Here is a 13,908-nt window from a genome sequence, read left to right as displayed (position 1 = left end):
TTTAAATATTTAAATAGCTTTATTTTTATATAAATGTATGAACATACTAATATTACTAGATTTAAATGATATACATAATGGGCAAGTATTAATTGGTTTTAATAAGGTTATAATAAATTTATAAATATCTATTGTGCGTCACACAGTACTGTGTTATTATTAATGCATAAGAAGTGTTACATAGTATTGTGTATTAAACAGTACTGTGTTGTATAGAAAGGAGGCAGTATATGAACACACAATTTAGAAAAGGCGTGTTAGAAATATGTGTATTAGCACTTATTTCTAAAAAAGATATGTATGGATACGAAATAGTTCAAAATATATCTAAAGTTATTGATGTTAATGAAGGAACTATATATCCAATTTTAAGAAGATTAACAAAAGAAGAGTACTTTGAGACATATATACTAGAGTCAAGTGAAGGTCCGGCAAGAAAGTATTATAAAATAACAGAATTGGGAAATCAAAATTTAAATAATTTAATGGTTGAATGGAAAGAGTTTGTTGAGGCTGTAAATATTTTAATTGATAATGATAAGGGAGGTAATTACTTTGAATAAAGCAGAATTTTTAGAGATATTAAAAGACTATCTAAAAAAAGATTTTTCTGAAGATGAAGTTGCAGATATATTAAGAGATTACGAAGAGTATTTTGTAGACGGAGTTATAGAAGGCAAAAGTGATATGGAGATAATAAAAGCGTTAGGATCACCTAAATCTATTGCAAATGAACTTATATCACAAATAAGAAATAATGGTGATAGTAAATCGTCTAAAAAAGATAGTATAGATGATAGATTAAATGTAATAAAATTAAGAGCAAAAGAAAATTACAATAAAGGTAAAAAGTATATAAGCGAAAAATTAACACCAAATATAGAAAATGAAGATCATAAAGTAAGTAGAAGGTGGATACAAGTAGCATTAGCTATATTATCTTTATTTTTAATAATACCTGCTTTTGGAGTTCTAATGACATTAGTAACCATAGGAATAGGATTAGTTGCATCATTAGTAATTTATACAGGTGTATTAATATTCACATTTAAATTTATATTTTCAACTCCACAGTTAATAGGATTATTTATATTTGGCTCGATGGCATTTATTGGAGGGGAAATACTTGCTTGGCAAATATACATATTTGCAATAAGATTATGTAAGAAAATAGTTAAAAATTATATAAATTGGATGAAAACAAGAAATATATATATAAATGCTAGTAAGAAAAAAGAAGAATATGAAAAACAAGAAATAGAAATAAATTATGAAAAATCAAATTATCATGATAATGAAAAATCTAAAGATTATGATAAAGGAGATGAGAAATATGAATAAGAAATTATCTATATTTGCTATAATATTAGTAATAATAGGAGGCATAGGAACTGTATATTCAGGTATAAAATCTATACCATATTTTACAAATAAAGCATATGAAATACAAAAAGAAATGGATAAGGAAGAAATTATATACAATGAGCAAATAGATATTAATAAATTAAATATAAATACTATAAATGCCCATGTTCTAATAAAAAAGCATAATGAAAATAGTGTAAAAATTACTAAAAGAGGGATGAGTAATTATGATATACAAAATAATAATAAAGAATTAGCAATAACAGAAAAAGAATTGGAAAGAAAAAATAACTATAATTTTAAAGTTAATAATTTAGATGATCTTATAGATTTAGTTAAATCAGATATTTATAGACATAGACAAGATATAACAATATATATTCCAAATAATGTAGACTTAAATGTATCTGCAAAGTATGGATCTTTAAATATTATAGATAATGTTGCTTTAAATAATATAGAATTTAAGACAATATATGGAGCTATATCTTTACCTAAAGGAGTTAAAAACTTAAAGGGATTAGATATAGTATCTAAAAGTAACATTAGATTATCTATGGGAGAAATTTTAGGAATAGAAAATATAAATATAGCAGCAGATTCAATAAATGTATATTCTTCTGATGACGATATATTTATTGATAATATAGAAAAATATATACCAAACAATGTCAATTTAAATATTCAATCTTATGGTGATGTTTATATTACAACTGATATACCAATGGCAAATAATTTTAATATAAATGGCCATGATTCACAAGTGAAACTAGATATTCCTGTAAATAAATATAAGTTTAATGTAGATATGAAAGCATCAGAAAATATAGATATAGAAGATTCATTAGATAATAATAACTCACAAAATAATATAATAAGAGAAATTAAAGGTACATTAAATAAAAAACTAGAATCATTAGAAACAGAATATAAGATTAATATAAATGCACAAAATATAAATATTTTATAAAATAAAAGACTTCTCAAAAGAGAAGTTTTTTATTTTTTTATTAAATTATAAAAATCTATATAATCTTCTTTAAAAATAGAATCTTTTAAAAATATGAAATTAAATTCATGATATAAATCGAAACTATCGATATCTATAAAAGTAAGCTCTTTATTATTGATTTCTTTTTCAATAGCTTTTTTATACATTAAGCTTATACCAAGATTATCCTTAACTAAATTTTTTATAAGGTTTATATTACCAAGTTCTATAAAGTGATTAAAATTTTCATAAGAATAGTTATGTTCATAAAGCCACATTTCAAAAATTTCCCTAGTTCCAGAACCTTTTTCTCTAATTATTAAGCGACTATTAAGTAAATCATCAATATTAACATGAGGTTTGTTAGCGAGTTCATTTTGCGGAGAAGTTACAACTACAAATTCTTCTTTGCTAAATAAATAAGTTTCATATTCAGATTTATTAAAATGACCTTCAACTAAAGCGAATTCAATTAATCCTTTTTTCAACATATCAAGTAATGTTGAAGTGTTATCAACAACTACTGATAAATTAGTTGAAGGAAACATAGAAATATATTTTTTAACTATATCAGGTACAATAAATTCACCAATAGTACGAGTAGCTCCAAATGATAATGATTTATTGTTAGTATTTAAAGTTTTTATATTATTTTCAATTGCATTTGACATGGTTTTAAGATGAAGTATGTTATTTAAAAAAGTTTCTCCAGCTTTTGTAAGGGTAAGAGTTTTGCCAACATACTGAAATAACTTTATATTATATTTAGATTCAATGTATTTTATATGCTGAGTAACAGCAGGTTGAGTAATACATAGTTTTTTGCGGTTTTTGTGTAGTTTTTACTTTCACAAAGTTGTATAAATGTTTCTAATCTAAAATCAAGCATATAAATTCCCCTTAGTATTTAGAATTTGGTTTATTATAAAACTCGAAATACATATAAATTTCAAATTTCATTTACTAATTAATATTTAACAGTTTTATATATAATTTTGATAAACTCCTAATTGGATTTATATTCGAAAATTAACTATATATATTTGTTAAATTTTTTGTTTTATAGAATAATTATATTATAATTGATGATTAAAAAATTGCAATAATAATATATTATTAAAAATAGAAGGATGGATATCAGAGATTACATTATGTATAATAATTCACTTATATATTTGATTATTATTAATTATATAGAAATAAATAAGTTATATTTTAAATAAACAGAAAATTTTAGATAATAAATCACAATCTTTAGTAGGGAAACATTTAATTTGACATAGTAATTTTTCTATATTTTCTAATATACATTTTAATCTTTGAGTTTGCAATAAATATTCATAGTGCTTATTACAACAAGATTTAAAATATCTTAAATTATTAAGCTTTTGAGTAAGTATAATATAATTATTTAAAAACTAAATTTAACTATAAATTAAACTTATAGATTAATAAATATTTATAAGTTTACTTTTTTGTAGGAGGATTGCTATAATTTTAATAGATATTAACTGTTAAAAAATTAATTATCTAAAGTTGAATTTTTTGTATAAATAAAAGGGGGGCAAGAGGTGAATATTTTAGTAATTGGTGGAGTAGCGGCTGGCACTAAAACGGCTGCAAAATTAAAACGTGATAACAGAGAATATAATGTTACTCTGATCACTAAAGGAAAGGATATATCTTATGCTGGATGTGGATTACCCTACTATGTAGGTGGTGTAATTGAAGATAAGGATAGTCTTATAGTAAATACTCCTGAAAATTTTTCAAAACTTACAGAAGTAGATGTTATAACTGATACTGAAGCTATATCTGTAGATAGAGAAAATAAGGTTGTAATTGCTAAAAATCTTTTAACAAAAAAAGATGTTAAATTTAAATATGATAAATTAGTTCTTGCGACGGGAGCAGACCCGATAAAGCCTTCAATAGAGGGAATTGACTTAGAAGGGGTTTATTATATGCGTACACCGAAGGATGCTATAGATTTAAGGGAAGTTATTGAGGGAAAAGAGATTAAAAGAGCTATAGTAGTTGGTGGAGGTTTTATAGGACTTGAAGTTGCTGAAAATCTTCATGAATGTAATATAAAAACAACTATAATAGATGCAGCAGAGCACATATTACCGGGATTTGATAATGAAGTATGTTCATATATAGAAGACGAGCTTATGGAAAGTGGAATAATGGTACTTACTAATGAGACGTTATCTTCAATTGAAGGAAATGATAAAGTAAGTAAAATAAGAACTGATAAAAGAGCCATGAAAGCTGATTTAGTAGTAATGGCAGTAGGAATAAAAGCTAATGTAGAACTTGCAAGAGATTGTGGATTAGAATTAGAAAATAATAAGACTATAAAAGTTAATGAATACATGCAAACAAGTGACAATAACATATATGCGGCAGGAGACTGTGTAGCTGTAAAGCATATATTAAGCGATAAGAAAGTATGGTCTCCTATGGGATCTTCTGCAAATAAAGAAGGAAGATGTTTAGCTCAAACTTTAGCTGGTAAAAATTCAGAGTTTAAGGGTGTTTTAGGAACTGCAATAGTAAAATTATTAAATATAAATGTAGCAAGAACAGGGCTTACAGAAAAAGAAGCTATTAATTTAGGGTATGATGTTGAAAGTGTAATAGTTCCAATAGATGATAAGGCACATTATTATCCAGGTGTAGATCTTATATTTATAAAACTTATAGCAGATAGAAATACTGAAAAAGTACTTGGTGCTCAAATATTTGGAAAAGGAATAGTAGATAAGCAAATAGATGTAGTTGCAACAGCTATGACATTTGATGCAAAGGTTTCTGATTTACAAAACCTAGATCTTGCTTATGCTCCACCATTTTCAACAGCTATACCTCCAATTGGACATGCGGCAAACGTATTACTTAATAAAATAAACGGCGAAGTCGATACAATTACATATGATGAGTTTATAAAAGATAAAGATTTATATAAAATTATAGATTCAGGAAAAGTACAGAAACTAGAAGCTGCTCAATTTATAAATCTTACAAATATTAACGGGAAAATAGATGGTCTTGAATATGATGATAAAATACTTCTTGTATGTGCACGCGGAAAAAGAGCATATATGACATACAATAGAATGAAATATTATGGATATAAAGATGTTAAAGTTTTAGAAGGTGGAATAGCTTTAAATAAAGATTTATTAAATTTGGAATTAGTAGGGGGAAATTAAAATGGCTAAATTAAGTGATGAAATGAGAAAAGCAGTAAAAGGGCAAGGTTTCTTATCAAATAATGATGGAGAACACTTTTCTTGTAGAGTTATAACTGAAAATGGAGCTTTATCAGCTAAACAGCTTAAGAATGTATCTGAAATAGCTGAAAAATTTGGGAATGGACAAATATCATTAACAACAAGGCTTACATTAGAAGTACCTGGGATAAAATATGATGATATAGAAAATGTAAAAGAATATTTAAAAAAAGATAATCTAGTATCAGGGGGAACTGGCTCAAGAGTTAGACCAATAGTACCATGTAAGGGGACTGTATGTACTTTTGGACTTTGTGATACGCAAGGATTGGGAACTAAATTACATGAAATATTTTATAAGGGTTGGTATGATGTGAAGCTACCTCATAAATTTAAAATAGGTATAGGTGGATGTCCAAATAACTGTATTAAACCAAATTTAAATGATTTTGGTATAGTAGGTCAATATGTTCCAGAGTATGATATAGATATGTGCTCAGGATGTAAAAAGTGTGGACCATTATCAGTTTGCAAGACGGGAGCTTTAAAAATGGTGGATGGTAGATTATCTATAGATAGAGAAAAGTGTAATAACTGTGGTCTATGTATAGATAAATGTCATTTTGATGCAATAGAAGAAGGCAAAAGGGGACTTAAAATATATATTGGAGGTAAATGGGGTAAAGTATCTAGACCAGGAGATATGCTAAAAGGTATATATACTGAAAATGAGGTTATAAAAATAATAGAAAAAACATTACTTGTATATAGAGAACAAGGAAAAACTGGTGAACGTTTTGGTGATATGATAGATAGAATAGGATTTGAAAAAGTAGAATTTGAGATATTAAAAGATGAAATACTAAGTAGAAAAGATGAAATATTAGATGCAGATCTTCATATTATAGGTGGAGCAACATGCTAGTTATAAGTAGTATATAGTTGTTTTATTATACTACAAACTATATAAATTTAAATATTAAAATTTCTTATAATTAAATTTAAAATAAATTTAAAATATAAAAATTATAATAGAAAAAAATAAAAAAAATAAAATAAAGTAGAAAAATAGGTTAAAAATGCTAAAAATATAAAGTATACTGTGCTATAATAAAATAAAGCTTAAATGAAGAAGAGGTATACTTATGAATAAATTAGCAGTAAATTTAGGTGTAATTGCTACTATTTTATTAATTACAGGATGTGCAAGTAATGATATAAGTGATAGTAGTGCTATAGATTCTAAGTCATCTTATATAATTGACGATACACATAGTCAGCCTTTAGAAGTAGCAGGAGAAATTAATGGAATTACAAGGGATTCAAGTAAAGAAAATAAACTTGTTAATCCTATAAAAATACCTATAAGTATGTTATCTAAAGATGTTAAAGATATTAGATTCGTTGAGGTAGAAGAAAATAGTTCTCTGCAAGACAAAGTTGAGGCTATAATTAACTTTATTTCTCATGAAGCTTTTAATGATTTACCTATTAAAGTAACTGTTTATGGATCGGAAACTGCTAAAGTTGAATTAGTAGAGCCAACAGATATCGAAAATAGTAGAGTATCATGGAAAGATGATTACCTAAACGAATACGCTAAAGAATATACAGTAAATGCAATAATAAAAAATATTATTCAAGAAGGTCACAAGGGAACTTGGATAAAAAATGTTCAATTATACTATGAAGATGAATTAATTTCACTAGATTAAAAGCAGTATTAGATACCAATTTTGGTTCTAATACTGCTTTTATCTTATTACAAATTATTATCATCTAACTTATTATATAGATTAGATTGATTTGATATAGAACGAGCTACAGACAATAATCCAATACCAGTAAGAAGTTTTAATTGTTGTTTTACTACATATTTACAAACTGGCATAGTAACCTTTCTAACTTTTGGGCTAACAACACTAGCTGTAGCAATTACTGAAGCTGTAGCTAATCCTGTAGTTAATGCAGGATTGTTTTTAGCAAAGTTTTTAAAATTATTATAGTAGTCTGAGGTAGAAGAATTAAAATTATTTTCTTCATTAATTAAATAAACATTGTTAAATTCATCAGAAGTCATAAAATTTCTCCAATCTTAAAATCTTATTTTAATAGACTATTCTATAGTGCTTATCAATATAATATCCAATAAATAAAAAAATATAAGATTCAAAGCCAAGAATAATACTCATTAAATAAATTAGTAACCACATTTGCTGACAAACATATAATTATAGTAGACAACATAAGTTTTTCTTATGGGGGTTAAAATACAGCAAAGGGGTTTTGACGTATTATGAGAAAGAAAAAAAACAATGGATGTGCATGTGCACCTCAATATGACGATTGTAATTTTTGTAGTGAACCAGTAAATACATGTAAGCCAGCTAATACATGTAAGCCGGCAAGTGCATGTAAACCAATGAATACTTGCAAAAAGCCTGCTAAAAAATATGTAGACTGTGGTTGTGATGACTACGAAATAACATGTGTAGATAAATGTGTGAAATTAGCTAAACAAGCAGAAGAATTATTTGAAAAAGCATTAGACTGCGAATGTAAAGCGAAAGCTGCATTTGAACAAGCTCAAAAATGTGAAAAAGCATCTCAAGTATTATCAGCAAAAGCTGAAAACTTAAAAAATAATGCTAATTGTAGTGAAAAAGAATCAAAAATAGCTGAATGTAAAGCACAAGAATTATTAGCAAAAGCACAAGAGCTTTGCGAACAAGCTAAATGTTTATTTAAAGAAGCTAAAAGAGTAGAAGCCGAAGCTGAAGAAAATTGTGAAAGAGCTAAATGCTTATATGAACAAGCACAAGAACATAATGAAAGAGCAAAAGAATTATTTGCTCAAGCTAAAAAATGTGATGAGAAAGCATTAGAATGCTATAAAAGTGCAGGAGAAAAAATAAAAGAATATGAACTAAAATCTAAAAAATGTGAAGATATGATAGATAAATGTGGTATGAAATTAGATGAATGCGATAAAAATGTAAAACCTGCATATGAGGATAATTGTGTAAAAGGTATAGATAAATATGTTCCAAGTTATGGATGCAAACCAGCAAAACAAAAATGTGGATGTATCAATGAATTGTTAAAGAGTCCATGCAAAGAAGAAAAACATGATTGTGGATGTCATGAAATAAAGAAAAATCCATGTAAAGAAGAAAAGTATGATTTCGGATTTAATATGCCACAAACAAAAGGGAACAAATCAAATTACTGTAATCCATGTAAACAACAAGATGAAATAATATATGTTGAAGATATAGATATATACGACTGTAATATGTGTGATTCAACTTATGTAAGCCCAATGTATGATATGTGTCCAATGCAATATATGGGTGGATTTGCAAAAGAATATCCAACAATGGAGATGCCTTATATGAACCCATATATAAGTCAATATCAAGATATGAATGATATGTGGATGAATTACTATATGATGATGCAAAATATGATGATGCAAAATATGATACAACCAAGAGATTTTGAATAATTATAAAAAATAGAATGCCAAAAGGCATTCTATTTTTTATTAAATAAATTTATTTTATCTAAGTAATTCTTTTTCTATAGTTTTATATAATTGTTCCATCATAGAATTAAATTGTTTTGTAGATTGCATATAGTTAGATACAATAGGTGAGTTAAAAAAATCGCTATATTCTTGATTTAATTGATTCATTTTTATAGAAGCATCTTCCATTCTATAGTTAGAGTATATACTATTTTTTTTATTAATATATGAATCAAGTTTCTTTTTAAGAGATCTATTTTTATCAAGATCAGCTTTACTTTTATTCATAGCTTTGAATTCTTTAGTATTTTTCACATATGATGCAAACTCCTTAGCTTTATGATTTATATCCATATAATATCATCTCCTTTTAAAAATCTGTATATTATATTTTATAGATGTTGCTTAAAATATAGACTAATTATTAATATATAAATATTATTATAAATCTTTTCAAAAGTGTAGCAAATATAGTGAAAAATTAATAGTATATAAGGTATCAAGATTGACATAAAAAATAGACAACGTGGAAAAAGGAGATCTTAAACTTTAAGATCTCCTTTTTAAATTGAAGTTAATTCAGATAAAAAATGTTCAAACATTACTCCATCATTACGATTAGTTTTAAATTTAGAAGTATAATTTATAGTTTTATAAATAAAGTTAGTAGCAGTTTTAACTGCAAATTTTAAATCATAATCTCTATTTAATAATCCACATAGAATAGATGTAAATATATCACCTGTACCACTATAAGAACAATGGTTATACTCTACACAGGTAAAGAAGTATTCATCAGTATCTTTGCTATAAGCTAGATTTAAAATATTATTATTTTCTATTATACCAGTTATAACAACATTTTTAGGCCCAAGCATAGATACTTCTTTTGCAATATTAATAATTTCTTCTCTAGTATGATCCTTTTTAGAATAATCATGATTAGTTAAAAAGCATGCTTCCGTTAAATTAGGTGTAGTTAAGTCTGATAATGTTACTAAATCTTTAATCTTATGGCACATCTCTTCTGTAAAAACAGGATATATACAACCGTCATCACCCATAACAGGATCTACCACAATCAATGAATTGGTACTTTCTTTAATGAGAGCAGATACTATATCTATTTGGTCAATAGAGCCTAAAAAACCACTATATATACAGTCAAAATCAACATTTAAATTTTTCCATACTTTAGAATAATCTCCCATATGATTAGTAAAATCTAAAAAAGTAAACTCAGAATACCCTGTTTGACTTGAAAGTATTGCAGTAGGAAGAGGGCAACATTGTAACTTTAAAGCTGATAGTATTGGAATAGCAACTGTTAGTGAACATCTTCCAATACCAGATAAATCATTTATAGCTGCAATTTTTTTCAATTTAGCAGCACCTCCATAACTATTTAAAATTTACTAAATTAAAAATTATATTTATATAGCTATATTACTACTAAAAATTATAAAAAAATAGTAAATAAATTAAAAAAAATGGAAAAAATACAATGTACCATTACAATTTAACATTAAATAAAAGAATTAAAATTATTTACTTATTATTTGGATATAATAATATAAAATAATTAACTATTAAAAATATAAGTAAAGTTTAAAGAGTGATGTACTCTTTGTTAGGAGGTGTAAATTTGAAAAAACTTAAAATAAAAAATAAGTTCATCAAAGGTATGATTTTATCATTAGGTATAACTTTGTCCATAGGTACAAGCTTGGCTATTAATCAAAACCTTAAGAAAGATAAAATGATTGAGGCAAGTAGTATTAATATAAAGGAGGAGAATAGTCAAAATCAAATTTTACTAAATAGTTTATCAAATTATAAAGATAAAATAACCTCTAAAGAAGATAAAAAAATGATAAAAGAAATTTATGATGAAGTTACTAATATGAATGATACTGAAGTAAATACTCAATATCAGCTATTATTTGAACATCTTTTTGATTATAGAAATAAGGCATTATTAGATAAGAATGAAAAAGAGTTAAAACAACTTTACGAAACAAACAAAAAAACTGGTCTTTGGGCCTATGAACATGAAGTACAAAAGATGAAGTATTTAGAAAATTGGTCTAGTAAGCAAGGCGTTAAATTTAATGATATAAAAACTAGAGTAAAAGTTAAAAAAGTAAAAGAAAAGGAAGAAGGTTTATATGGTGTTATATGTACTGTATCTACAGAATATAAATACTCATATGAAGATCAACCAGATGAAATAAATATGTTTAGGATTGGTACATATCATTATCTAAATGTAAAAATTAATGATAACCAATGTATAATAACTAAAGAATGGTATACAGATCCTTTTGCAGATTCTTTGAATTTAGATAATATTAAGTCTGATGATATAAAGGCTTACATAGCCAATCAACAACCTAAAGGTTTAGAACTTACACAAGAACAAGCAAAGGCTATAAGCTATGCTCACCAATTTTGTGGAGCAGCAGCTGATGAAGAACACGGTATGAAATTTAATTCAAAGTATAAAGATTACAATCCAGATGGAGGCGATTGTGCAAACTTCGCATCACAAATTATGTTTGAAAGTGGAAAATTTAAGAAAAATGGAACTTGGAACTACTCTGATAATGAAGGAACAAAAGCATGGGTAAATGCTCAAGCATTTAAAAATTATATACTAAATAGTGGTAGAGGTAGTTTAATAACTAAAGGAATTTATCAAGATGTATATAAAGCAGCTTATAATCTAAAACCAGGTGATTTTGTTGGTTATGAAAAGGGTGGAAGAATAACTCATGTATCTACTGTAACAGGTATAGACTCAAAGGGATACCCTTTAGTAACATGTCATAATAGTGATAGATTATTAGTTCCATGGGATTTAGGTTGGAGTGATAAGTCTATAAAATTCCACATAATACAAGTACATTACTAATAACTCTAATTTTTAAATAACATATATGCGTTATTGTATAAATTTAATAATATTTGACAATTATGGTTATATATGATAAAGTATTTATGAGGTTACAATGCTTGTAGCTAAATAATTGTGTTTTTTTAGGAGGATTTATCAATGAAAACTGGTGTAGTTAAGTGGTTTAACAATGAAAAAGGATTTGGATTTATATCTGTAGAAGGTGGAGATGATGTTTTCGTACATTTCTCAGCTATAACAGGTGATGGATACAAGTCTTTAGAAGAAGGACAAAGTGTAGAATTTGAAGTAGTTGAAGGAGCTAAAGGCCCTCAAGCTGCTAACGTAGTTAGATTATAATTAAAATTCATATATATTAGTAATTCTAGTAATATGTGAACAACAGCCGCTTTGTAAGCGGCTTTTTTTGTGTAAAAAATAACTTATGATTTTTAATACTAAAAACCATAAGTTTATAATTATTTATGAACAAGCCCGACATCATTTACAAAGCTAAATCCTTTTTCATTTGTAAGCAGGTCATATAATTCTTTTGAATTATATTTAAAGAAATTATCTAAACAATATTGTAAATTATCTTCTAATTTATCAAACTCACTATAGATATGAAAAGGTGTAGTGAATTTAGTCATTTCATCTCTAAGTGCATCCATGTCAATCACAATATGAGCAAAAGAAAGATCAAGTTTTTTATTTAATATCATTTTTTTTACAGATGGAATTAAATCTTCCTTATTTTTTAAAGGTATAATAATTTCATTATCTTTATTTAAATCGTTAACATGAGATATTATACTATCTATCATATTATTTAGATTATTATCTATAAAAGTTATAAAGCTATCTTGGCTAAATCTACGATTAACATCTTCTAATAGCATTTCATTCATATGAGCTTCCCAAAGTTGGAATGCAAATTTACTATAATTAACATTTTTTAATTTATTTCCAGCATAATCATATAACCTAGGGAAAGAATAATTATGATGCTTAGCTATAGCACATCTAAAGAAGTAACCATCTTTATCCTGTGGAAGTAAATTTATAATAAATTCATCCATATCGCTTCCTAGATAAATTTTTGTGTTTTTAAATATATTTATATAATTTGCTAGGTTTTTTTTATTAATATCTAGAATATTATTCTTATGAGCAATATTGTATATTTTATGTTTATATATATGGTTTAATATATTTTCAATTTCAAAATTATAATCGAATTTCATAGTGAAGCCTCCTGTTGTGGAAAATTATTTAAATCGTCTATTTAATAAATTAATATAATATTTATATACCCAAAAAAATGATTTTAAATAAAAAAATATTGTATAAGTATATAATTAAATTTAAAAAAGTGCGTAGATATGGTAAAATTAATATGAAGAGTGAATTTTAATATAATATTTTGTGAAGATTACAAAAGTATTTGGGGGTGTAGTATAGTGAATATATTATTTTTTCTAACACCTAAAAGTGAAGTTGCATATATATATGAAGACTACACTATGAGGCAAGCTTTAGAAAAGATGGAATACCATAGATATTCTTCGATTCCTATAATTAGCAAAGACGGTAAGTATGTTGGAACCATTACAGAAGGAGATTTATTATGGACATTAAAAAATGATTTTTCACTAGATTTAAAATCTATAGAAGATATACCTATTATGAATGTAAAAAGAAGAATGGACAATGCTCCAGTTTCTGTTAATGCAAATATAGAAGATTTAATATCTAAGTCAATGAATCAAAACTTTGTTCCAGTTATAGATGATCAAAATACGTTTATAGGAATAATTAAGAGAAGAGATATAATAGAGTATTGCTATGACAAATTAAGAGCATAAAATAAGATAAATATAAAAGC

General features: G+C 25.8%; 15 protein-coding genes and 1 pseudogene. 10 read left to right on the top strand and 6 right to left on the bottom strand.

The window, feature by feature from the left end; translation table 11 throughout:
• Positions 1–230: 230 nt before the first annotated feature.
• The 3 genes from JWF52_RS14080 to JWF52_RS14070 are packed head-to-tail and all read left to right on the top strand — an operon-like array spanning position 231 to position 2,335.
• Positions 231–563, top strand: coding sequence for a PadR family transcriptional regulator (locus tag JWF52_RS14080; protein ID WP_208334178.1), 333 nt, complete (start codon positions 231–233; stop codon positions 561–563).
• The gene (locus JWF52_RS14075) at positions 556–1,341 is read left to right on the top strand and encodes a DUF1700 domain-containing protein (RefSeq protein WP_208334177.1); all 786 of its coding nucleotides are present in this window, start codon (positions 556–558) and stop codon (positions 1,339–1,341) included. Before JWF52_RS14080 ends, JWF52_RS14075 begins: the two co-directional genes overlap by 8 nt.
• Positions 1,334–2,335, top strand: coding sequence for a hypothetical protein (locus JWF52_RS14070; protein ID WP_208334176.1), 1,002 nt, complete (start codon positions 1,334–1,336; stop codon positions 2,333–2,335). The genes JWF52_RS14075 and JWF52_RS14070 overlap by 8 nt, the downstream gene beginning before the upstream one ends.
• Positions 2,336–2,364: 29 nt before the next feature.
• Here JWF52_RS14070 and JWF52_RS14065 read toward each other — a convergent pair whose 3' ends face one another.
• The gene (locus JWF52_RS14065; protein WP_208334175.1) at positions 2,365–3,027 is read right to left on the bottom strand and encodes a LysR substrate-binding domain-containing protein; all 663 of its coding nucleotides are present in this window, start codon (positions 3,025–3,027) and stop codon (positions 2,365–2,367) included.
• 45 nt (positions 3,028–3,072) lie between these two features.
• Positions 3,073–3,168 (bottom strand): annotated as a pseudogene (locus JWF52_RS19750) (helix-turn-helix domain-containing protein); the annotation flags it as partial.
• 759 nt (positions 3,169–3,927) lie between these two features.
• Between JWF52_RS19750 and JWF52_RS14055 the strand changes: the two are divergent.
• From JWF52_RS14055 to JWF52_RS14045, 3 genes are all read left to right on the top strand, one after another.
• Entirely contained in the window at positions 3,928–5,574 is a 1,647-nt protein-coding gene (locus JWF52_RS14055; protein WP_208334174.1) for an FAD-dependent oxidoreductase, read from the top strand.
• Position 5,575: 1 nt separating this feature from the next.
• Positions 5,576–6,520: a ferredoxin-like domain-containing protein gene (locus JWF52_RS14050; protein ID WP_208334173.1), complete on the top strand. Its 945-nt coding sequence runs from the start codon at positions 5,576–5,578 to the stop codon at positions 6,518–6,520.
• Positions 6,521–6,740: 220 nt separating this feature from the next.
• Positions 6,741–7,310 carry a hypothetical protein gene (locus JWF52_RS14045; protein WP_208334172.1) on the top strand — a complete coding sequence of 190 codons (570 nt, stop codon included), beginning with the start codon at positions 6,741–6,743 and terminating at the stop codon, positions 7,308–7,310.
• Between the two features lie 47 nt (positions 7,311–7,357).
• Here the strand turns inward: JWF52_RS14045 and JWF52_RS14040 are convergent, their stop codons facing one another.
• A complete protein-coding gene (locus JWF52_RS14040) occupies positions 7,358–7,675 on the bottom strand; it encodes a hypothetical protein (protein ID WP_208334171.1) in 318 nt (105 codons plus the stop codon).
• A gap of 216 nt (positions 7,676–7,891) precedes the next feature.
• On the opposite strand from JWF52_RS14040, the gene JWF52_RS14035 reads away from it, so the two are divergent.
• Positions 7,892–9,103: a hypothetical protein gene (locus tag JWF52_RS14035; RefSeq protein ID WP_208334170.1), complete on the top strand. Its 1,212-nt coding sequence runs from the start codon at positions 7,892–7,894 to the stop codon at positions 9,101–9,103.
• A gap of 54 nt (positions 9,104–9,157) precedes the next feature.
• Here the strand turns inward: JWF52_RS14035 and JWF52_RS14030 are convergent, their stop codons facing one another.
• Positions 9,158–9,478, bottom strand: coding sequence for a YlbF/YmcA family competence regulator (locus JWF52_RS14030; protein ID WP_208334169.1), 321 nt, complete (start codon positions 9,476–9,478; stop codon positions 9,158–9,160).
• A gap of 209 nt (positions 9,479–9,687) precedes the next feature.
• A complete protein-coding gene (locus JWF52_RS14025; RefSeq protein ID WP_208334168.1) occupies positions 9,688–10,506 on the bottom strand; it encodes a pyridoxamine kinase in 819 nt (272 codons plus the stop codon).
• Between the two features lie 263 nt (positions 10,507–10,769).
• Between JWF52_RS14025 and JWF52_RS14020 the strand changes: the two genes are divergently transcribed.
• Positions 10,770–12,038, top strand: a complete 1,269-nt coding sequence (locus tag JWF52_RS14020) for an amidase domain-containing protein (RefSeq protein ID WP_286184172.1) — start codon at positions 10,770–10,772, stop codon at positions 12,036–12,038.
• Between the two features lie 141 nt (positions 12,039–12,179).
• Positions 12,180–12,380 carry a cold-shock protein CspD gene (cspD, locus tag JWF52_RS14015; RefSeq protein ID WP_042272983.1) on the top strand — a complete coding sequence of 67 codons (201 nt, stop codon included), beginning with the start codon at positions 12,180–12,182 and terminating at the stop codon, positions 12,378–12,380.
• 119 nt (positions 12,381–12,499) lie between these two features.
• Here the strand turns inward: cspD and JWF52_RS14010 are convergent, their stop codons facing one another.
• Positions 12,500–13,267, bottom strand: a complete 768-nt coding sequence (locus JWF52_RS14010) for a hypothetical protein (RefSeq protein WP_208334167.1) — start codon at positions 13,265–13,267, stop codon at positions 12,500–12,502.
• A gap of 216 nt (positions 13,268–13,483) precedes the next feature.
• Here JWF52_RS14010 and JWF52_RS14005 point away from each other — a divergent pair, with 216 nt between their 5' ends.
• Complete coding sequence (locus tag JWF52_RS14005; RefSeq protein ID WP_208334166.1) at positions 13,484–13,888, top strand: CBS domain-containing protein; 405 nt, start codon at positions 13,484–13,486, stop codon at positions 13,886–13,888.
• Positions 13,889–13,908: the final 20 nt, after the last annotated feature.

This window comes from Clostridium sp. CCUG 7971, assembly GCF_017590215.1.
GTDB lineage: Bacteria > Bacillota > Clostridia > Peptostreptococcales > Peptostreptococcaceae > Faecalimicrobium.
This window is presented reverse-complemented; position numbering and strand designations above follow the sequence as displayed.

Coding starts and splice junctions, on each gene's coding strand:
- JWF52_RS14040 (WP_208334171.1), bottom strand. CDS start 7,675: ATGACTTCTGATGAATTTAACAATGTTTATTTAATTAATGAAGAAAAT.
- JWF52_RS14070 (WP_208334176.1), top strand. CDS start 1,334: ATGAATAAGAAATTATCTATATTTGCTATAATATTAGTAATAATAGGA.
- JWF52_RS14010 (WP_208334167.1), bottom strand. CDS start 13,267: ATGAAATTCGATTATAATTTTGAAATTGAAAATATATTAAACCATATA.
- JWF52_RS14035 (WP_208334170.1), top strand. CDS start 7,892: ATGAGAAAGAAAAAAAACAATGGATGTGCATGTGCACCTCAATATGAC.
- JWF52_RS14080 (WP_208334178.1), top strand. CDS start 231: ATGAACACACAATTTAGAAAAGGCGTGTTAGAAATATGTGTATTAGCA.
- cspD (WP_042272983.1), top strand. CDS start 12,180: ATGAAAACTGGTGTAGTTAAGTGGTTTAACAATGAAAAAGGATTTGGA.
- JWF52_RS14050 (WP_208334173.1), top strand. CDS start 5,576: ATGGCTAAATTAAGTGATGAAATGAGAAAAGCAGTAAAAGGGCAAGGT.
- JWF52_RS14045 (WP_208334172.1), top strand. CDS start 6,741: ATGAATAAATTAGCAGTAAATTTAGGTGTAATTGCTACTATTTTATTA.
- JWF52_RS14030 (WP_208334169.1), bottom strand. CDS start 9,478: ATGGATATAAATCATAAAGCTAAGGAGTTTGCATCATATGTGAAAAAT.
- JWF52_RS14065 (WP_208334175.1), bottom strand. CDS start 3,027: ATGTCAAATGCAATTGAAAATAATATAAAAACTTTAAATACTAACAAT.